Here is a 19,774-nt window from a genome sequence, read left to right on the forward strand (position 1 = left end):
ACCGTGCTCGCCACCCGCGGTCTGACCTGGCGGATCGGAGAGGTCGCCATCGTCGACAGCGTCTACCTCGACCTGGCGCCCGGGGAGTTCCTGGGCGTGATCGGGCCGAACGGCGCCGGCAAGACCTCCCTGTTCAACCTGATCACCGGCCTGCGCCGGCCCACCGAGGGTCGGATCCTGCTGGACGGGGAGGACGTCACCGCCCTCCCCCCGCACCGGCGGGCCCGCCTCGGGCTGGGACGCACCTTCCAGGCGTCCTCGGTCTTCGGCTCGCTCACCGTCCGGGAGAACGTCCGGCTCGCGGTGCAGGCGTACCGCGGGGGCTCGATGAAGCTGTGGCGGCGGGCGGCGGCCGACCGGGAGGTGGCCGCCGCCGCCGACGCGGCGCTCGACCGCGTCGGCCTGCACCACCGGGGCGCGGCGCTCGCCGGCACCCTCGCCCACGGCGAGAAGCGCAAGCTGGAGATCGCCCTGCTGCTCGCCGGGGAGCCCCGGGTGATGCTGCTGGACGAGCCGATGGCCGGCGTCAGCGCCGAGGACGTGCCCGAGCTGGTCGCGGTGATCAAGTCGCTGACCGGCGACAGCGGCCGGGCGGTGCTGATGGTCGAACACCACATGGACGTGATCCTGGAACTCGCCGACCGGATCGCCGTGATGCACCACGGCGCGCTGCTGGCCTGCGACACCCCGGACACGGTGATGGCCAACGCCACCGTCCAGGAGGCGTACCTGGGGGAGTCGCTATGACGGAGCCCGTTCTCAGTGTGGAGGACCTGTCCGTGCGGATCGCCGGGCTGCACATCCTCCAGGGCGTGTCGTTCACGGTCGCGCCGACCGGCGTCACCGTGCTGCTCGGGCGCAACGGCGTTGGCAAGACCACCACGCTGCGCGCGATCGTCGGCCTTACGCCGCCGGGCGGCGAGGTCCGGGGCGCCATCCGGATGGGCGCGCAGAGCCTGCTCGCCCGCCCCACCCACCGGCTGGTCCGCGGTGGTCTCGGCTACGTGCCGGAGGACCGCTGCGTCTTCGCCGGCCTCACCGTCGCAGAGAACCTGCGGCTGGCCGAGCGGCGGGGCACCACCCCCGCGTACGACAAGGTCTTCGCGCTCTTCCCGGAGCTGGACCGGCGCGGACGGCAACGGGCCGGCTCGCTCTCCGGCGGGCAGCAGCAGATGCTCGCCATCGGCCGGGTGCTGCTCAACGACAACCGGCTGCTGCTGGTCGACGAGCCGACCAAGGGGTTGGCGCCGAAGGTGGTGACCGAGGTGGCCGAGGTGCTGGAACGGGTGGCCGAGTCCGTGCCGGTGCTGCTGGTCGAGCAGAACCTGGCCGTGGTCCGGCGGCTCGCCCGCGACGCGGTGGTGCTCGCCGCCGGCAAGGTGGCCTGGGCCGGCAACGCCCAGGAACTGCTGCTGGAGACCGGACTGACCAAGTCGCTGCTCGGGGTCGGCTCGGCGGAGGTGCACTCGTGACCACGGTGATCCTGCTGGCGCTGACCGGGCTCGGCCTGGCGGCGCTCTACTTCCTGGTGGCCTCCGGGCTCTCCCTGGTCTTCGGCCTGGCCGACGTGCTCAACTTCGCGCACGGGCTCTTCCTCGGCGTCGGCGCGTACGCGACCTGGTGGGCCGCGGGCAACCTGCCCGGCGCCGGCTCCGACGGGTTCGGCTTCGTGGTGGCCGTCGTCTTCGGGGTGCTCGCCGGTGCCCTCGTCGCGGTGCTGGTGGAACTGGTGCTGATCCGGCCGCTCTACTCGCGGACCATCGAGCAGGTGCTGGTCACCGTCGGCCTGTCGCTGGCCGGGGTGGCGCTGCTCCAGGCGACCTGGGGCGCCGACGCGCGCCCGTTCCCGCGCCCCGAGTGGACCCGTCAGGTGACCTCGATCTTCGGCGCGAACGTGCCCAACGGCGGGCTGCTGCTGATCGTCGCCGCGGTGCTGGTGCTCGGCGCGCTGCTCGCCTTCCTCCGCTGGACCCGCTACGGCCTGGTGATCCGGGCCGGGGTGGAGAACCGGGAGATGGTGACCGCGCTCGGCATCGACGTCCGCAAGGCGTTCACCCTGGTCTTCGCGATCGGCGGGGCCGCCGCCGCGCTGGCCGGCGCGCTCGGCAGCGTCTACTTCGGCACCGTCTCGCCCGGTCAGGGCGGCTCGCTGCTGATCTTTGCGTTCATCGTGGTGGTGATCGGCGGGATGGGCTCGGTGGTCGGGTCCGCGTACGCCGCGGTCGCGGTGGGGCTGCTGCAACAGTTCGTCAACTACTACGGCGAGTCCGGACTGGGCGACATCTGCGTGGTCGGGCTGCTCGCCGTGGTGCTGCTGCTGCGTCCGCAGGGCTTCGCCGGAAAGGTGGCAACGGCATGACCGAGGTCAAGAGTCCCGAGGTCCCGGCTCCGCCCGCGGCGGTGCCCGACGAGCTGACTCCGGGACGCCGCCGCTGGCACGGCGTACGGCCGTGGCTGCCGCTGGCGGCGCTGGCGGTGGCGGCGATCCTGCCGTACTCGACGGTCAGCCTGCCGGGGATCTTCGAGGGGCCGCTGAACTCGCCGGGCACCCTGCAACTGCTCGCCGTCTGCCTGGTCTTCGGCGGGCTGGCGGCCGGCTACGACCTGCTGTTCGGCCGTACCGGGATGCTCTCGTTCGGGCACGCGCTCTACTTCGCCGCCGGCGTGTACGGCACGGACATCCTCGTCACCCGGGCCGGCCTGCCGCTGTGGCAGGCGGCGCTGCTCGCCGTCACCGGGGCGACGACCCTGGCCGCGCTGCTCGGCGCGGTCGCGCTGCGCACCGTCGGAATCGCCTTCGCCATGGTGACGCTCGCCTTCGCCCAGGTCGGCGCGATCCTGGTGGCCCGGGACTTCGGCGGGTGGACCGGTGGTGAGGAGGGGCTGCCGCTGGACGTGTCCGGGCTGCCGCCGGCCCTGGTCGGGGTGACCAACACGGTCAACCTGTACTGGCTGGCGCTGGCGTACCTGGCGGTGGTGGTCCTGGTGGTGCACCGGGTCTCCGGCTCGCCCACCGGGCGGGTGCTGGCCGGGCTGCGCGACGACGAGCGGCGGATCGGGGTGCTCGGGCTCGACCCGTACCGGTTCAAGCTGGTGGCGTTCACCCTGGCCGGCGGCCTCGCCGCGAGCGGCGGGGTGGTCTACTGCCTGATCGTCGGCGGCGCCTCGCCGCACATCACCTCGTCGGAGCTGACCCTGTCGCTGCTGGTGATGGTGGTGCTCGGCGGCCCCGGCACCCGCTGGGGCCCGGTGCTCGGCGGCATCCTCTACATGTACCTGGACCACCGCCTCACCGCCTTCGGCACCAGCGACGCCGTGGAGAGCCTCCCGGCCGTCCTCAGCCGCCCGCTGAGCCAGCCGCTGTTCGTCCTCGGCACCGTCTTCATCCTGGCCGTCTACTTCTTCCCCGGCGGCCTGGCCAGCCTCACCTCCCGCCTAACCCCCCTCCGCACCGCCCTAACCCCCCGCCGCCCCCACTAACCCCACCCCGTCTCGACCCCGTCTCGACCCCGTTGATCATGAAGTTATTGCCGCGACGCGCCGGGCGCGGTGGCGATAACTTCATGATCAACGGGGTTCCCTGCCGCCAGACGGGCCGCCGCCCAGCAGCGCTGACCAGTGAGGGTGGGTCGGGCACCTGGTAGAAATGCCGGATGAGCCAGGATCGGGCGGCGGTACGGGAGCGGGCCGAGGCGGTGCTGCGCCGGCTGGCCGGCGAGCACGCCCGGCTCCGCGAGGACCAGTGGCGGGCGATCGAGGCGCTGGTGGTGGACCGGCGCCGGGTGCTGTGCGTCCAGCGCACCGGCTGGGGCAAGTCGGCGGTCTACTTCGTGGCCACCGCCCTGCTGCGGGAGCACGGCGAGCACGGGCCGACCGTGATCGTCTCGCCGCTGCTGGCGCTGATGCGCAACCAGGTGGAGTCGGCGGCCCGGGCGGGCATCCGGGCCCGCACCATCAACTCCGCCAACCTGGACGAGTGGGACGAGATCACCGCCGAGATCCACGCCGGCGCGGTGGACGTGCTGCTGATCAGCCCGGAACGGCTCAACAACCCGGACTTCCGGGACACCGTGCTGCCGAAGCTGGCCGCCACCACCGGGCTGCTGGTGGTGGACGAGGCGCACTGCGTCTCCGACTGGGGGCACGACTTCCGGCCCGACTACCGCCGGCTGCGTACCTTCCTCGGCAATCTGCCGGAGCGCACCCCGGTCCTCGCCACCACCGCCACGGCCAACGAGCGGGTCACCGCCGACGTCGCCGAGCAACTGGGCGACGCCCTGGTGCTGCGCGGCACCCTCGACCGCGAGTCGCTGCGGCTGGGCGTCCTGGACCTGCCCAGCCCGGCGCACCGGCTGGCCTGGCTCGCCGACCACCTGGACCGGCTCCCCGGCTCCGGGATCATCTACACCCTGACCGTGGCGGCGGCGGGGGAGACGGCCGAGTTCCTCCGCTCCCGCGGCTGGTCGGTGGCCTCCTACACCGGGCAGGCCGACGACGCCGACCGGCGGGCCGCCGAGCAGGATCTGCTGGACAACAAGATCAAGGCGCTGGTCGCCACCTCCGCGCTGGGCATGGGCTTCGACAAGCCGGACCTCGGGTTCGTGGTGCACCTCGGCGCGCCGCCCTCGCCGATCGCCTACTACCAGCAGGTCGGCCGGGCCGGCCGGGCCGTGGAGCACGCCGAGGTGCTGCTGCTGCCGGGTGTCGAGGACGCGGCCATCTGGCGCTACTTCGCCTCGCTCGCCTTCCCGCCCGAGGAGCAGGTCCGGGCGGTGCTCGGCGCGCTGCACACCGACCGGCCGCTCTCCACCCAGGCCCTCGAACCGATGGTCGACCTGCGCCGGGCCCGGCTGGAGCTGATGCTCAAGGTGCTCGACGTGGACGGCGCGGTCCGCCGGGTCCGCGGCGGCTGGCTGGCCACCGGCGAGCCCTGGGTCTACGACGAGGCCCGGTTGCGCCGCGTCGCCCAGGCGCGCACCGCCGAGCAGCAGGCCATGCGGGAGTACGTGACCACCTCCGGCTGCCGGATGCGCTACCTGCGGGAGTGCCTGGACGACGCCGGCGCGGGCGACTGCGGGCGGTGTGACCGCTGCGCCGCGCCCCTGTTCACGCCGGAGGTCTCCGACGCCGCGTTGACCGCCGCGCAGACCTTCCTCGGCCGCCCCGGCGTGGAGATCCCGCCGAAGAAGCTCTGGCCGACCGGGTTGGACGCGGTCGGCGTACCCCTCAAGGGGCGGATTCCCCCCGGCGAGCAGGCGCTGCCCGGGCGGGCCGTGGGACGCCTGTCGGACCTGGGTTGGGGTGGGCGGCTGCGCGGCCTGGTCGGCCCGGAGGCGGCGGACGGCCCGGTCCCCGACGACGTGGCGGCGGCGGTGGTGGAGGTGCTCAAGGCGTGGGCGCACGGTGACGACCCGTGGCCGCGCCGCCCGGCCGCCGTGGTCGCCGTCGGGTCCCGCACGCACCCCGCGCTGGTCGGCTCGCTGGCCGAGCGGATCGCCGCGGTGGGCCGGCTGCCGCTGCTCGGCCAGGTGGTCCCGACCGGCACCGCCGGGGCCGGCGGGCCGCGCGGCAACAGCGCCCAGCGGGTACGCGCGCTGCACGGGGCGTTCGCCGTGCCGGACGAGCTGGCCGACGCGCTGGGCGGACTGGACGGGCCGGTGCTGCTGGTGGACGACCTGGTCGACTCCGGCTGGACGCTGACCATGGTGGCCGGGCTGCTGCGCCGGGCCGGTGCCCCGGGCGTGCTCCCCCTCGCCCTCGCCGTCGCCGGCTGAGGGGCCCCCGCGGTCGGCCAGGTCGACCCGGCGCACCCAGTCGCCGCGGTTCCCGCTGGTCGTCGGCGGGTGCGGGCGGAAAGTTCCCAGCTCGGATGGATTGCGACCGTCGCCACGCTGGGCGTCCGGACGGCGGACGGCAGCCGGGTCGGCGGTACCGTGGGCGCATGGCCGAGGGAACCGTCACGCACACCTATGCCGTCACCGGGATGACCTGCGAGCACTGCGTGCGCGCGGTCACCGAGGAGCTGTCCGCGCTGCCCGGCGTCGACGAGGTGCGGGTCGACCTGGCCGCCGGTACCGCGACGGTGACCAGCACCGCGCCGCTGTCCGAGGCGTCGGTCCGGGCCGCCGTGGACGAGGCGGGGTACGAACTGGCCGTGGGCGGTGCCTGAGCACCCGCCCACCCCGCCGGTCCCGCCCGAGTCCGCCGGCGGCGAGCGCTCCGGGGTGACCGACGCCCAGCCGGCGGCCGACGCGCTTCCGCCGGTGCGCGACGGGCAGCCGGTCGAGGGCGGGCGGTCCGGCCCGGCCGACGCGCACCCGGTGGGCGACGCGGGTCCACCGGTGTTCGGAGTGCGTCCGGCCGACGACGAGCGGGCTGAGCTGATCGACGCACTCCCGACCGGTGCGGTCGGCGGGCCGCCGGTGGGGGCGGACCGGAGCACCCTGCGGCTGGCGCTGACCGTCGGCGGGCTGGTGCTCGCGGTGCTGCTCGGCTTCGGCCTCGGCCGGGCCAACCCCGGCCCGGGCACGCCCTCGGCGACGAGCGCCGCCGCGACCACCGCCGACCACACCCACGCCCCCGGCACCGGCGCGCACGACCACGGCGCCGGCACCGACCAGGCCGCCGACAGCGGCGCGGGCGGTCTCTCGGTCAGCTCCGGCGGCTACACGCTCACCCCGTCGGCCGTGGAGTTCGGCGTCGGCCGGGCCGGCGAGTTCCGCTTCCAGGTACGCGACGAGCGGCGCCGGCCGGTCACCCGGTTCGCCGTCGTGCACGACAAGCCGATGCACCTGGTCGTGGTGCGCCGGGACCTCAGCGGCTACCAGCACCTGCACCCGACGATGGCGCCCGACGGCACCTGGTCCGTACCGCTGACCCTCGGGCAGCCGGGCGTCTGGCGGGCGTACGCCGACTTCACCGCGGTCGCCGACGACGGCCGGCAGACGGCGGCGACCCTCGGGGTGGACCTGGTCGCGCCCGGCGGTTACGCCCCTCGGCCGCTGCCCGCCCCGGCCACCACCACGACCGTTGACGGCTTCACCGTCGGGTACGAGGGCACGCCGGCGGTCGGCAAGGCCCTCCCGCTGCGCTTCACCGTCAGCGCCGGTGGCGCCCCCGCCGCGCTGGAACGCTACCTCGGCGCGTACGGCCACCTGGTCGCCCTCCGCGAGGGGGACCTGGGCTACCTGCACGTGCACCCGGTGGCGACGCCCGCGGGCGACCCGGTCACCTTCTGGGTGACCGCCCCCGGGCCGGGCCGCTACCGGATGTACCTGGACTTCCAGGTGGCCGGCGTGGTGCGCACCGCCGAGTTCACCGTCACCGTGCCCTGACGACGACGACGGCGGCCGGGTGGCCGGTCGCTCAGCCGGCTCGGCGGACCGGGCGGCGGGCCAGGTAGCGGAGCAGGTCGCGGATGTGGTGCTTCTCCTCGGCCGGCACGGTCGGGTCGGCCAGCCGCTCCAGGATGACTCGCACGTCCGCCTCGACGGGGGAGTCGTCGACCCGGCGGCGCGGCGCGGGACCGGCGTCGGGCAGCCCGAGCGCCCGGAACGCCGCCGCGACGGGCAGGTCGAGGGCGGCGCAGAACCCGCGCACCTTGGCCAGCTCGGGATAGTCCTGCCAGTCGCCGGCGAGCCAGCGGAAGACGGTGGAGCGGCCGACCCCGGTGTGCGCCGCCAGGTCGCTCACCGTCCAACCCCGCTCGTCGCGGGCGTCGTCGATGGCACGTCGCACGAAGCGTGCGAAGGCCATCTGCGGTGATACCTCTGCGGAACCCATTCCTGCGGGGTCTTCCCTTCCCGGCCGGAGCCCAGATTCGGTGCGCCCCTCCCAGGGTAGTACGACAAGGCGTCGGAGCAGTCGACCGATCGACCCCGAGGGTCCCGCCGACCGGACTTCGGCGTCGGTGGGGGTCGCGTCCCGGCATTTGTGCCGGTCCTGTGTCCAGCGTCGATAGTCAGATATCAACTAAGCTCGACGCGCCGGCGCCACCAGCGACGTGGCGCTGACGAGTCCGGCGCACCGATGAGGAGCAGCATGGCCGACCCCGTCCTTCCGGTGCCGCACCGCCCGGGTGCGGTCAGTATGTTCTTCGTGGCCAAGGCCGGCGTGTTCGCCCTCGGCTTCTGGATCTGGCTGCTGGTGCTGGTGCTGACCGGCGACGACGCCACCGGCGTGCACGTGCTGGCCGCCACCGGCGCGATCACCACCACCCTGGTCGGCGTGGTGCTGGGCATCCGGCTGGCGTTGCAGCACAGCGCCGCCGTCCGGCACGCCGAGTTGAAGCGGCTGCTGGTCGACATCTCCTGGAACGCCTTCGCCGCGGCCGGCAACGCCGAGACGTCGGGCAAGGTCGTCCCGTTCCCCACGGCATCGAGCGAGGACGAGCGATCGTCGCGGGACCGGACCTCGGTGTTCGACCGGGCCCCGGGGGGCGAGCGGTCGGGGCGGAACCGGGGCGGCGATCGCCGTCGCTGACCCGCGCCGCCGCCGACCTCGGGCGGTCGGACGGGTGTTCGGGCCAGCCCGGTCTCAGGCTGTCGGGCCGGCCTCGGTCAGTAGCGTCTCCAGGCGCGGGGTGATCCGCCACTGGTCGACCAGGTCCTGGTACTCGGCCCGCTGCGCCTGCGTCGGCGCGGTGCCGGTACGGCGGGCCCGGATCAGCAGGTTGCGCGGGGTGTGCCGGGAGTCGACGAACTCCACCACCTCGGCCCGGTAGCCGTGCAGCCGGAGCAGGCCGGCGCGCAGCGAGTCGGTGAGCACGTCGGCGAAGCGTTCCCGCAGAATGCCCTGCCGGGTCAGCAGCTCGTACGGCGCGGGAGCCGGGTGCGCGCGTAGCTGCGCGGCGATGTCGTGGTGGCAGCACGGGGCGGCGAGCACCCAGCGGGCGTCCCAGCGCACCGCGCGGGCCAGCGCCTCGTCGGTGGCGGTGTCGCAGGCGTGCAGCGCCAGCACCAGGTCGGGCGCGGGCTCGACCACCGCGTCGGCGATGGTGCCGGCCACGAAGGAGACCCGGTCGGCCCAGCCGAGCCGCTCGGCCAGCTCGGTGTTGCGCCGCCGCTGGTCCTCGCGGACGTCCACGCCGACCAGCTCGACGTCGAGGCCCCGCTGGGTCAGGTAGCGGTGCGCGGCGAAGGTCAGGTACGCGTTGCCGCAGCCCAGGTCCACCACCCGCAGCGGGCCGGTCAGCTCGTCGGGGAGCGTGGCGGCGAGCGCGCGCAGGAACGCGTCGACCTGGCGGCGCTTGGCGGCCGAACCGCCGATCGCGGCGAAGATCGGGTCGCCCGGGTCGAGCAGGTACTCCTTGGCGCGGTCGTGACCACCCGGCTCGGCCTCCGGGCGGCTCGCCGCGGCCCGGTGCACCTGCGCCTCGCCGGACTTGGTCACCCGGAGCTGGAGCGTGGCGTCAGCGGTCTCCACGTGCCAGTTGCCGAACGGCTCGGCCAGCAGCGCGTCGACCGCCGCGCCGGCCTCCGCCCCCGGAGCCACGTTGCGGGTGTACGGCCGGGCGCCGTCGGAGGTGGAGATCTGCAACCGGGGGCCGGCCTTGAGCGCGACCGGGCGCAGCTCGGCGCGGACCACCGAGGGGCGCTGCCCACGGCGGCGACCGGCGGCGACCGCGCGGGTCAACGCGGGGTCGAGCAGCAGGGCCCGGACCTCGGTCAGGGCGGCGTCCAACGGTTCCGGCATTCCACCATCTTCCTTCCTGGTCCGGGCCGCCCGTCGGCAGGCCACCGCATGGTGCCGTGCGTCGCTCGTCCACCGCGCCGGACCCCGGTCCCCGGCGCGTCGACCGACACTGGAGCACCCTTTGCTCTGCTGCCTCGACGGCAACGCTGCGGTCGACGTCAGGAGCCCCAAGAAGGCCGAGAGCCCGCACCGGAAAAGGGACGTCCCCCGGACCGGTGAACGGTGCGGGGGACGTCGGGTGTCGCAGCGGTCAGTCGGCGATCGCCTCGGCCGGGGTACCGGCACCGGAGCCGCCACGGCGGCGCCGGCGACGGCGCGGCTTCGACGACTCGCCCTCGGCGGCGGCCACGGCCGGCTCCGGGGAGCCGGCGTCGGTGGCGACCGCCGCGGTCGACTCGCCCGCGACCGCCTCACCGGCCCGGCGGCGACGCCGGCGGCGGGGGGTGCGGGTGCCTTCCTCGGCGGCGGCGTCGGCCGGCGCGTCGGCGTCCGGCGTGCCGGCGTCGGAGTGACCGCCGCGTCGGCGCTCGCCCCGGCCCCGGCTCTCGCCCCGGCTCTCACCACGGCTGTCGCCGCGCCGGGAGCCCCTGCCGCTCTCGCCGCGCCGCGGCCGGCCGCCCAGGTCCTCCTCGACCTCCGCGGAGAGCCCGGCGCGGGTCCGCTCGGCGGTCGGCAGGGTGCCGGTGATCTCGGTGGAGATGCCGAGGTCGGTGTAGAGGTGCGGAGAGGTGTGGTACGTCTCCGGCGGCTCCGGCATGTCCAGGCCGAGCGTCTTGTCGATGATCCGCCAGCGGGGCATGTCGTCCCAGTCGACGAAGGTCACCGCGACGCCCGTGGCCCCGGCCCGGCCGGTACGACCGATCCGGTGGGTGTAGGTGTCCTGGTCCTCGGGGCAGTCGTAGTTGATGACGTGGGTGACGCCACTGACGTCGATGCCCCGGGCCGCCACGTCGGTGGCGACCAGAGTGTCGATCTTCCCGGCCCGGAACGCCCGCAGCGCCCGCTCACGGGCGCCCTGGCCGAGGTCGCCGTGGACGGCGGCCACGGCGAAGCCGCGGAAGTCGAGGTCCTCGGCCACCCGGTCGGCGGCCCGCTTGGTACGGGTGAAGATCATGGTCAGTCCGCGCCCCTCGGCCTGCAGGATCCGGGCCACGATCTCGACCTTGTTCATCGAGTGGGTGCGGTAGGCCAGCTGCTGGGTCTGCGGCGACGGGCCGGTCTCGGCGGTGTGCCCGGCGTGGATCGTCATCGGACGGCGCAGGAAGCGCCGGGAGAGCGTGACGATCGGATCCGGCATGGTCGCCGAGAAGAGCATGGTCTGCCGGTCCTCCGGCAGCATCGCCAGGATCTTCTCGACATCGTCGAGGAAGCCCAGGTCGAGCATCCGGTCGGCCTCGTCGAGGACCAGCGCGCGCACCCGGTCGAGCCGCAGGTGCTTCTGCTTCTGCAGGTCCATCAGCCGGCCGGGCGTGCCGACCAGGATCTCCACGCCCTTGCGCAGCGCGTCGATCTGCGGCTCGTACGCCACGCCGCCGTAGATCGGCAGCACCCGGATGCCCCGGGTCCGGCCCGCGGCGGCGAGGTCCTTGGCGACCTGGATGCCCAGCTCGCGGGTGGGGACGACGACCAGTGCCTGCGGCACGCCGTCGCTGCCCTCGCCCGGCGCGAAAACCCGCTCCAGCAGCGGTACGCCGAAGCCGAGGGTCTTGCCGGTGCCGGTCGGCGCCTGGCCGATCATGTCGGTGCCGCGCAGCGCGATCGGGATCGCGTACTCCTGGATCGCGAAGGCGCGGGTGATGCCCGCCGCGGCCAGGGCCTCGACGGTCTCGGGCCGCGCACCGAGCGCGGCGAAGGTGGGAGCCTCCGGACGGACCGGGGCGGTGGGGGCCAGTTCGTGGCCACCCAGCTCTTCGAGAATCTGTTCGCTCATCTGGATCTGGGGGTGCCCTCTCGTGGTGCGCCCCGTCTTGTCCTCAGGGCGCGTTCGGTATGGCGCGGGCCACGCGGTCGGCGGCGGATTCGCCGAGCCGGACCGGGCCGCACGCGCGCCGCAGGCAGGACTTCGATCAGATCGGCGCCCGCGGCAACTGCTCCATACTACCCGAGCGGCCCTGCGCACGTCCCGGAGCGCGGTGGCCGGGTCTCCTCCGGGGGTGCGAATTGTGACCTGTGCCACTGTCCCGGGGGCTCGGTGTGGCGGTTTGGGCGGTACCCTGCGCTCGTGTCCGCCCCGACAACACCCGAGGCCGTGGTCGACCTGCTCGGCCTGGTCGCCTACGGCGAACTGCTCGCCTTCGACCGGATGGCCGCCGACGCCCGGCTCGCCCCCGACCTGCGCCGCCGGGCCGCGCTGAGCGAGATGGCCGCCGTAGAGATCGGCAACTACCGGCGCCTTTCGGACTGGCTCACCGCCCTCGGGGCGACGCCTGACGACGTGATGGCCCCGTACGTGGAGCCCTTGCAGGCGTACCACGACTCCACCGAACCGAAGGACTGGCTGGAGGCGGTGACGAAGGCGTACGTCGGGGACGCCATCACCGACGACTTCCTCGGCGAGATCGCCGACCGGCTGGACGAGCCGTACCGGCGGCTGGTGCGCGACGTGCTGCACGAATCCCGGTACGCCGACTTCGCCGCCGCCGAGATCCGGGCCGCGATCGAGACCGACCCCCGGGTGGCGAACCGGCTCTCCATGTGGGCGCGGCGCCTGGTGGGTGAGGCGCTGTCCCAGGCGGGCCGGGTCGCGGCGGCGGACCGGGGCGCGCTGACCGCGCTGATCGCGCGGGACGGCAGGGACGTGCAGGCGACGTTCCGCCGGCTCACCGCCAACCACACCGCCCGGATGGCCGCCGTCGGGCTGAACAACTGATCCGCCCGGTCGGGCCCGGCCCGCGGCGGGCGCACCCGCCGCGGTGGCCGGACCGGATCAGCGGACGGTGAACCCGACCGCCCGCGGGGACGCCTCGGCGATCTCGACGTAGGCGACCTTGCTGACCGGCACGATGACCCGCCGGCCCTTCTCGTCGGTCAGGGACAGCGTCCCCTCGTCCTTGCCGAAGGCGTCGGTCACGATCTGCTCGATCTCGGCCGGCGACTGCGCGCTCTCCAGAACCAGCTCGCGCGGCGCGTACTGCACGCCGATCTTGACCTCCACTGTGCCTCCTCAGGTGGGCGAAAGAGCCGCCGATGGGAAGGCTATCCGATCTCGGGGCCGGATGTTCAGGCTGACTCACCTTGCAGCGGGAAGCTCGCGATCCCACGCCAGGACAGCGCCGCGACCAGCGCCTCCGCCTCCGCCTTGGGCACCTGGCGACCGCCGGCCAGCCAGAACTGGGCGGCGGTCTCGGCGGCCCCGACCAGACCGGAGGCGAGCAGTTCGGCGTGCGCCCGGCTGACGCCGGTGTCCGAGATGATGGTGTCGGTGATCGCCGCGATGGCGCCCTGCTCCACCCGCTCGACGCGCTGCCGCACCGCCGGGTCGTTGCGCAGGTCCGACTCGAAGACGAGACGGAACGCCTCGCTCTCGTGATCGACGAAGTCGAAGTAGGCGCGGACGGAGGCCTGGACCCGCTCCTTGTTGTCGCTGGTACCGCTCATCGCGTCGTGCACCTTGGCGACCATCGCGTCACAGTGCGTGTCGAGCAGCGCCAGGTAGAGCTCCATCTTGCCGGGAAAGTGCTGGTAGAGCACCGGCTTGGAGACCCCCGCCCGCTCGGCGATGTCGTCCATCGCGGCGGCGTGGTAACCCTGCGCGACGAACACCTCCTGCGCCGCCGCGAGCAGCTGCTTACGTCGCGCCGAGCGGGGCAGCCTGGTGGGCCGGCCGGCGGTCTGCGCACCGTTCCCCACAGCGGTCATGGGAACCTCCGAGTTTCTTCGTACGAGCCGGCACTTTTACCCCGTACCGGTCTGGGGCATGTTCCCCGGTCCCGGAATTGGCCCGCCGCTGTAACTTATCGCCACTGTCACCACACGGTAGCCTCAGCGGGGGCGACCAAGGAGCGCGCGGTGAGTGAAACAGGGCAACCCGGTGCCGCCACCCCGGGAGAGCACGGTGACGGGACGGGTCAGCAGGACGACCTGGCCCGTTCCGTCAGCGGGTGGGCACCCCCGGCGACCGGGTGGTCCGGCGGGGCCGACGCCCCCGCGTACCGGGACACCGTCGCCCCCTGGCACCGGCCCGACCCGGCAACCGGCTGGGACGCCTCCTCCCCGCGCCACGGCGACCTGCCGGCGCCGCTGACCGACCCCGAGCTCGACCCCGCGCCGCGTAACGGACGCGCCCACCTCAACGGCGTCGGCCACCCCGGCGAGGAGCCGCGCGGCCGACCTTCCCCGGTGAGCGCCCCGCCCGCCGACGCCCCCCGCTTCGGCGCCGACCTGCGGCGGGACGCCGACGGCGATCGACTGGTCGTACCGGCGCAGCGGCCGGCACCCCCGCCCGAGCAGCAGTCCGGATCGGCCGACCCGGACGCCGCCGCGCGGCACTCCTCCGAGGAGCCGCCGCGACTCAGCCGCTGGGCGGACGGGGGCCTGCCCACGTCCGCGCCACCGGCCGTGCAGGTCCCGCCGGTCGGCACCGCCGCCTCCGGCTTCGAGGTCCCCCCGGGTTTCCACGCGCCCCGGCCGGACCGGGGACAGCCCGACCGGGCCGAGGCCGACCAGTTCCCGCCCGACGTGTCCCGCGCCCGGGCCGACCGTCCCCACCCCGGCTCCGCCGACGAGTCGACCGGGGCCCGCGGCGGCGACGAGGCGGCCGCCGGGCGCGGCGAGCCGGACCCGCACGCCGAGCAGCCCTACGCCGGTCACCGGCCCGCCGACGAACCGGACTGGTCCGGCCCGAGCTGGAACCGGCCGAGCTGGGGCGGCGGCTGGGCGCCGCCGTGGGCCCGCGAGGACGAGCCGCCGACGAGCCGCCGGTCCCGGTCCGACCGGACCCCGGAGTGGTCGGCCGAGCCCGACCGGCCGTACGAGCCGGTGCGCGCCGAGCCGGCGCGGCCGTACGAGCCGGTCCGGGCCGAGCCCGCCCGCCCCTACGAGCCGGTGCGGTCCGAGGAGCCCCGGCCGTACGAGCCGACCCGCGCCGAGCGGGAGGCCCGGGCCGAACGGGAACCGTCGACCGACCGGCCGGCCCCGGATCGGTCCGCCGTGGACGCAGCCGCCGGATGGGCGGATTCCCGATCCGCCACCGCGCCGCCCTCCGCCGCCCCCCGCAGCGCCCCGCCGGCCGCCGCGCCCGCCAGCGCGCCCCCGGTCGTCGCCCCCGCCAGCGCGCCGCCCGCGGCCGCGCCCGCCAGTGCCCCGCCCGCCGCCGCGCCATACGGCGAACGTCCGGCGGGTACGGCCTACGGTGCGTCGCCGGCCAGCGGTTCCTACGGTTCGGCGCCGTCAGCCGGGTCGTACGGTTCGGCACCGAGCACCGAGCCCTCCGGCTCGGCCGCCGGGTCATTCGGATCGGCGCCGGGCACGGGGTGGTACAGCCGGCCGGAGCCCAGCGGCTCCTACCGGACCGCACCGAGCACCGGGTCCTACGGCTCGACGCCCACCCCCGCGCCGCCGGCCGAGGCTCCGGCCGCCGCGCCCTGGAGCGCCCCGCCGGCCGCCGCGCCCCGGAGCGCTCCTCCGGCCGGCGCGGCCGCCCCCTACAGCGCGCCCCCCGCCCCCGCCCGGGCGCCGGCCGCCGACAGCAGTCCGACCACCGACCGGGTCGACCGGCCGTTCCGGCTCCGGTCCGTGCCGGCGGAGACCGCCAGCGCCCCGGCGGAGCTTCCCGGCCACCCGCCGACCCCCACCGGTCCCGGCGCCTCGCCGGATCCCGCCACTAGCGGGCCACGCCGCCTGGACCGCCCCTCCTCCGCGCCCGCTCCGACGAGCGCACCCCCTTACGCGGCCCGCCGCTCCGCACCCGATCCGGCGCCTCCGGCCGAGCCGGCCGTGGAGGACGGGACGCCGGAGCCCGGCGCGGTGGTGCTGCCGCAGCGCGTCCCCGCCGAGCCGGACGTGCCCGTTGTGCCGGAGCCGCCAGCCGTGGAGCCACCCGCCGAGACCCCCGAACTCGCCCGCATCGCCACCCACCTGCGCCGCGACGACGAGCCCGCCCCGCTGCGGGAGCGGCCGGAGGGCTTCGACGTCAACGCCATCCTCGACGCCGTGCGGGAGGTGGCCGGCGTGCGCGACGCCGCGTTGCGCCGTACCCCGGCCGGCGCGCACAGCCTGCGGCTGGACCTCGCCGACGGGGCCGACCCGGCCGAGGTGAGCCGGATGGTGGCCCGACTGCTCCAGGAGCGGATGGGGCTGGCCGCGGCCCCGCAGAACCTGCCCGGCACGACGCCCGCCCCGGCGCCGTTGCGGCGCCGCTCCGCCGAGACCCGCGCGCCCGAGACCCGTGCCCCCGAGCCGCGCCCCGGCGAGGCGCCGGCCCGGCCGCGCGACGCGGAGTCCCGCCCCGGCGACCTGCGCCGGCAGGAGCCCGGGGCCGGCCCGTCGAGGCGGTCCCGTTCGGCCGATCCGTCGGGTGAGGGTCGCGCACCCGCCGGCACCGGGCGCGGCGTCGCCGACCAGCCGCCCGGGGCCCGCCCGGCGGCCGAGGCGGCCACCGCGGCCCCCGCGCCCGGCCGGGTGGAGGACTACCCGGGCACGGTCGAGGGGGTGCCGCGCCGGCGCCGGCAGGTCTCCGCGCACCGGGGCCGGGCCAGTGTGGAGGAGGCGAGCTCGGCCTCCGCGCCGCCGGCCACCGGCAGCCCGGTCACGCTCGGCACCTCGTACTCCGGCGGGCAGCTGACCACGACGGAGAGCGCCCCCTCCCGACCGCTGGACACCGGCGGCGCGCCGGGGCCCCGGGTGGTGATCGACCATGTCCAGGTGAGCACCTTCGGTCTCGACGCCACCGTCGAGGTACGCCTGCTCGCCGGCGGCGAGCAGGCGGCCGGGCACTCCAGCGGGCCGGCCGTGGACGGGTACGTCCTGCGGCTCTGCGCGGTCGCCGCCGCGGCGGCGGTGGACCAGCTGCTGCGGGGCGCCGACGGCACGGCCGAGCGCGGGCGGTGCTTCGTCGAGCACGCCGCGGTGGTGCCGTTCGGCAACTGCGAGGTGGCCACGGTGGTGGTCCTGCTGGTCTGCGACGGCTGGGTCGAGCAGCTCGCCGGCTCCGCGCTGGTCGCCGGTGACCCCCGGCAGGCGGTGGTCCGCGCGACGCTGGCCGCCGTCAACCGGCGCCTGGAGGCGTTGCTGGCCTGAGCGGCTCGGTGTTCGCCGGCAGGTCGTGCTGGGCACACTGGGAGGCATGAAGCGAGCCGCCCTCTGGCCCGAGCATCTGCTGCCCCCGCACCACGTTCCGCCGCCCTGGCCGGGCCGGGAGGTACGCCTCGACGGCACGGTCACCTACGTCCGGGACACCCCGGCCACGAGTGCGGACGCGGAGCCGGCGCTGTACGTGCACGGGCTGGGCGGCTCGTCGCAGAACTGGACGGACCTGGCCGGCCTGCTCGCCCACCGGCTCGACGGGCAGGCCATCGACCTGCCCGGGTTCGGGCGCAGCGAGCCGGGGCGGCGCTACACGATCCCGGCCTTCGCCGAGCGGGTGGTCCGTTGGATCGAGCACTCCGACCGGGGGCCGGTGCACCTGTTCGGCAACTCCCTCGGCGGGGCGATCGCGGTGCACGTGGCGGGGCTGCGGCCGGAGCTGGTGCGTACCCTCACGCTGGTCTCCCCGGCGCTGCCGTTCCTGGACTTCCGCCGCTCGTTGCAGGGGCGGATGCTGCCGCTGCTGGCCATCCCGCGCGGGGAGCGGCTGGCGGCCTGGCGGTTGGCCCAGCTCGCCCCGGAGGTGATGGCCCAGCAGGTGCTGGAGGCGTGCTTCGCCGACCTGAGCCGGCTCAGCGAGCAGCGCCGGCAGGAGGCGCTGGAGGAGATCCGGGTGCGCTACGAGGCCGCGCACTACGCCGCCGCGTACGTCCGGACGTTCCGCGGCCTGGTCTCCAGCTTCCTGCGCTCGTACCTGCCGGGGGCGGGGTCGATGTGGCGGATCGCCGCGTCCGTGCAGGCCCCGACGCTGGTGGTAGGCGGCCTGCAGGACAAGCTGGTGGACGTGCGGGTGGCGCCGCAGGCGGCCCGGGCGATCCCGGACAGCCGGCTGATGATGCTCGAAGGGGTCGGCCACGTCGCGCAGGTGGAGGTGCCGCGCACGGTGGCGCGGGCGGTGCTGCACCTGCTCGCCGAAACGGAGGAGGCCGGGAGGCGCTCCGACATGGCAGGATGACCCGGATGCCCGAGTTCCTCCCCCACGGTCACCGCGCGCGTGCGACCCCCCGTGGCCGCCGCGCGCCCGTCGGAGGCCGTCGCTGGACGGTCCTGCTGCTGGCCATGCTCGCGGTGGTGGTCGGTGCGGGCGGGGCGCTCTCCGCCGGCCGTCCCGGGGCCGTCGCCGAGACGCTCGCCGCCGGGACGCCCGCCCCTCGGCCGACCGCCGCGCCGCTCACCCCGTCGCCGTTGCCGGTGGTCACCCCGAGCCCGTCCGCGACCAGCCCGGCCCCGCTGCTCCAGCTCGCGGGCCCGGTGCCGTCCGCCGGGCGGGGCAGTTTCGGGTACGACGACCGGGCCGGTCCGGTGCTGGGGCGGGGTGGCCCGGTGCAGCGGTACCGGGTGGCGGTGGAGAACGGCTCCGGTGAGGACGTGCACGCCTTCTCCGAGGAGGCGCAGGCGGCGCTGGCCGGGCCCGGGAGCTGGGTGGACAGCGGGCGGCTGCGGCTGCGCCGGGTGCCGGCGGGCGAGGCGTACGACTTCACGATCTACCTGGCCACGGCGAACACGGCGGGGCTGATGTGCCGGGCCGGGGGAGTGGACATCCGGGTGGGCGGCCGGCCGTACACGTCGTGCCGGGCGTCGGGGAAGGTGATCATCAACCTGGACCGGTGGCGGACCTCGGTGCCGCACTTCGTGCGGGCCGGTGTGCCGCTGTCGCTCTACCGCACCTACGTGGTCAACCACGAGGTGGGCCACCAGTTGGGGCACCGCCACGAGCGCTGCCCGGGGCCGGGCCGGCCGGCGCCGGTGATGCAGCAGCAGTCGCTCTTCCTGGACGGCTGCACCGCCAACCCGTGGCCGTACCTCGACGGGCGGCCGTACACCGGCCGTCCGGTCTGAGCCCCGCCGCGCTATCTGAAACATACTCACGTTGCCGACCGGAAAAGCGCTGATATGCCCGATTAGTCTGGCATGCTGATCGGGTGACCCCGTTCTCCCCGCTCGCCGAGGGTGGCGAACCGGAACCGGCCGACCAGGCCGCCCCCGCCCGACCCGCTGGCGACACCCGACCCGCGCTGGTCCGGATGCGCCGCCGCCGGCGGCGTGCCGCCCTGCTCGGCCTGGTGGCGCTCGGCGCGACCGTGGCCGGCGTCGCCCTCGTCCGGGCCGACGACGGGCCGTCCGTCCCCGCGTCCGCCGGGCTGTCGCGGCCACACGGGTTCGGCGCCAGCGAGGACGCCGCGCCCGCCGCGTACCCGACCAGCGGCTCCGGTCGCTTCGCCGCCGCCGACGGCCGCTCGCCGGTGCGCGGGTACGACGGCCCGCTGCGCCGCTACCGGGTGGCGGTCGAGGAGGGCACCGGGCAGGACGTCGACCTCTTCGCCGACACCGTGGACGAGGCGCTCGCCGACCGGCGCAGCTGGATCGCCTCGGGCGAACTGCGGGTGCAGCGGGTGCCCGAGGCCGCCGCCGCCGACTTCACCGTCTACCTGGCCAGCCCGGCCACCTCCGAGCGGATGTGCGCCGAGGGCGGGTTGATGACCGAGGGGTACACCTCCTGCCGGCTGCCCGGTCAGGTGATCATCAACCTGGCCCGCTGGATGGACGCGGTGCCCGACTACGGTGCCCCGCTGGCCGTCTACCGGACGTACGTGGTCAACCACGAGATCGGCCACGAACTGGGCGAGGAGCACCAGGCCTGCCCCGGCCCCGGCGCGCCGGCCCCGGTCATGCAGCAGCAGACGTACGGCCTGGACGGCTGCGTCGCCAACGCCTGGCCGTACGTCGACGGGGTGCGCCATGAGGGCGCGCTCGTCCCCGGTGCCTGAGTTATTCCCGC

At 75.5% G+C, this 19,774-nt stretch carries 18 protein-coding genes; 13 read left to right on the forward strand and 5 right to left on the reverse strand.

Annotated elements, in window-relative coordinates; all coding sequences use genetic code 11:
• Window positions 1-3 precede the first annotated feature (3 nt).
• The 7 genes from ACTMTB_RS02355 (at window position 4) to ACTMTB_RS02385 (ending at window position 7,334) form a co-directional block, all read left to right on the forward strand.
• Window positions 4-747: an ABC transporter ATP-binding protein gene (locus tag ACTMTB_RS02355; protein WP_088960181.1), complete on the forward strand. Its 744-nt coding sequence runs from the start codon at window positions 4-6 to the stop codon at window positions 745-747.
• Window positions 744-1,472, forward strand: a complete 729-nt coding sequence (locus ACTMTB_RS02360; RefSeq protein WP_441142272.1) for an ABC transporter ATP-binding protein — start codon at window positions 744-746, stop codon at window positions 1,470-1,472. Before ACTMTB_RS02355 ends, ACTMTB_RS02360 begins: the two co-directional genes overlap by 4 nt.
• The gene (locus ACTMTB_RS02365; RefSeq protein WP_441142273.1) at window positions 1,469-2,359 is read left to right on the forward strand and encodes a branched-chain amino acid ABC transporter permease; all 891 of its coding nucleotides are present in this window, start codon (window positions 1,469-1,471) and stop codon (window positions 2,357-2,359) included. Before ACTMTB_RS02360 ends, ACTMTB_RS02365 begins: the two co-directional genes overlap by 4 nt.
• Window positions 2,356-3,480, forward strand: coding sequence for a branched-chain amino acid ABC transporter permease (locus ACTMTB_RS02370; protein ID WP_357618148.1), 1,125 nt, complete (start codon window positions 2,356-2,358; stop codon window positions 3,478-3,480). Before ACTMTB_RS02365 ends, ACTMTB_RS02370 begins: the two co-directional genes overlap by 4 nt.
• Before the next feature lie 173 nt (window positions 3,481-3,653).
• Window positions 3,654-5,774, forward strand: coding sequence for a DEAD/DEAH box helicase (locus ACTMTB_RS02375; protein WP_441142274.1), 2,121 nt, complete (start codon window positions 3,654-3,656; stop codon window positions 5,772-5,774).
• A gap of 167 nt (window positions 5,775-5,941) precedes the next feature.
• Window positions 5,942-6,169 (forward strand): heavy-metal-associated domain-containing protein, encoded by a 228-nt coding sequence (locus ACTMTB_RS02380; RefSeq protein ID WP_154941760.1) that lies wholly within the window; start codon window positions 5,942-5,944, stop codon window positions 6,167-6,169.
• Entirely contained in the window at window positions 6,162-7,334 is a 1,173-nt protein-coding gene (locus tag ACTMTB_RS02385) for a hypothetical protein (RefSeq protein ID WP_441142275.1), read from the forward strand. The genes ACTMTB_RS02380 and ACTMTB_RS02385 overlap by 8 nt, the downstream gene beginning before the upstream one ends.
• A 31-nt stretch (window positions 7,335-7,365) precedes the next feature.
• Here the strand turns inward: ACTMTB_RS02385 and ACTMTB_RS02390 are convergent, their stop codons facing one another.
• On the reverse strand, window positions 7,366-7,782 hold the full coding sequence (locus ACTMTB_RS02390) for a helix-turn-helix domain-containing protein (RefSeq protein WP_154941761.1): 417 nt from the start codon (window positions 7,780-7,782) through the stop codon (window positions 7,366-7,368).
• Window positions 7,783-8,040: 258 nt separating this feature from the next.
• Here ACTMTB_RS02390 and ACTMTB_RS02395 point away from each other — a divergent pair, with 258 nt between their 5' ends.
• Entirely contained in the window at window positions 8,041-8,481 is a 441-nt protein-coding gene (locus tag ACTMTB_RS02395) for a hypothetical protein (protein ID WP_441142276.1), read from the forward strand.
• Window positions 8,482-8,535: 54 nt separating this feature from the next.
• Here the strand turns inward: ACTMTB_RS02395 and ACTMTB_RS02400 are convergent, their stop codons facing one another.
• Both ACTMTB_RS02400 and ACTMTB_RS02405 read right to left on the reverse strand, forming a co-directional pair.
• Window positions 8,536-9,693 (reverse strand): class I SAM-dependent methyltransferase, encoded by a 1,158-nt coding sequence (locus tag ACTMTB_RS02400; RefSeq protein WP_441142277.1) that lies wholly within the window; start codon window positions 9,691-9,693, stop codon window positions 8,536-8,538.
• Between the two features lie 250 nt (window positions 9,694-9,943).
• Window positions 9,944-11,623 (reverse strand): DEAD/DEAH box helicase, encoded by a 1,680-nt coding sequence (locus ACTMTB_RS02405; protein ID WP_441142278.1) that lies wholly within the window; start codon window positions 11,621-11,623, stop codon window positions 9,944-9,946.
• 291 nt (window positions 11,624-11,914) lie between these two features.
• Here ACTMTB_RS02405 and ACTMTB_RS02410 point away from each other — a divergent pair, with 291 nt between their 5' ends.
• Window positions 11,915-12,562, forward strand: a complete 648-nt coding sequence (locus ACTMTB_RS02410) for a ferritin-like fold-containing protein (RefSeq protein ID WP_441142279.1) — start codon at window positions 11,915-11,917, stop codon at window positions 12,560-12,562.
• A gap of 57 nt (window positions 12,563-12,619) precedes the next feature.
• Here ACTMTB_RS02410 and ACTMTB_RS02415 read toward each other — a convergent pair whose 3' ends face one another.
• On the reverse strand, window positions 12,620-12,847 hold the full coding sequence (locus tag ACTMTB_RS02415; RefSeq protein ID WP_334449574.1) for a DUF3107 domain-containing protein: 228 nt from the start codon (window positions 12,845-12,847) through the stop codon (window positions 12,620-12,622).
• Window positions 12,848-12,912: 65 nt separating this feature from the next.
• Window positions 12,913-13,551 carry a TetR/AcrR family transcriptional regulator gene (locus ACTMTB_RS02420; RefSeq protein WP_280837012.1) on the reverse strand — a complete coding sequence of 213 codons (639 nt, stop codon included), beginning with the start codon at window positions 13,549-13,551 and terminating at the stop codon, window positions 12,913-12,915.
• A 150-nt stretch (window positions 13,552-13,701) separates the two neighbouring features.
• Here ACTMTB_RS02420 and ACTMTB_RS02425 point away from each other — a divergent pair, with 150 nt between their 5' ends.
• The 4 genes from ACTMTB_RS02425 to ACTMTB_RS02440 all read left to right on the forward strand — a co-directional run bounded on the left by ACTMTB_RS02425 (window position 13,702) and on the right by ACTMTB_RS02440 (window position 19,763).
• Window positions 13,702-16,929, forward strand: a complete 3,228-nt coding sequence (locus ACTMTB_RS02425) for a hypothetical protein (RefSeq protein ID WP_441142280.1) — start codon at window positions 13,702-13,704, stop codon at window positions 16,927-16,929.
• A 46-nt stretch (window positions 16,930-16,975) separates the two neighbouring features.
• On the forward strand, window positions 16,976-17,950 hold the full coding sequence (locus ACTMTB_RS02430; protein WP_441142281.1) for an alpha/beta fold hydrolase: 975 nt from the start codon (window positions 16,976-16,978) through the stop codon (window positions 17,948-17,950).
• A gap of 5 nt (window positions 17,951-17,955) precedes the next feature.
• The gene (locus tag ACTMTB_RS02435; RefSeq protein ID WP_441142282.1) at window positions 17,956-18,834 is read left to right on the forward strand and encodes a DUF3152 domain-containing protein; all 879 of its coding nucleotides are present in this window, start codon (window positions 17,956-17,958) and stop codon (window positions 18,832-18,834) included.
• Between the two features lie 83 nt (window positions 18,835-18,917).
• A complete protein-coding gene (locus ACTMTB_RS02440; protein WP_441142283.1) occupies window positions 18,918-19,763 on the forward strand; it encodes a DUF3152 domain-containing protein in 846 nt (281 codons plus the stop codon).
• Window positions 19,764-19,774 lie beyond the last annotated feature (11 nt).

It is taken from the genome of Micromonospora sp. L32 (assembly GCF_052068055.1).
GTDB lineage: Bacteria > Actinomycetota > Actinomycetes > Mycobacteriales > Micromonosporaceae > Micromonospora > Micromonospora purpureochromogenes.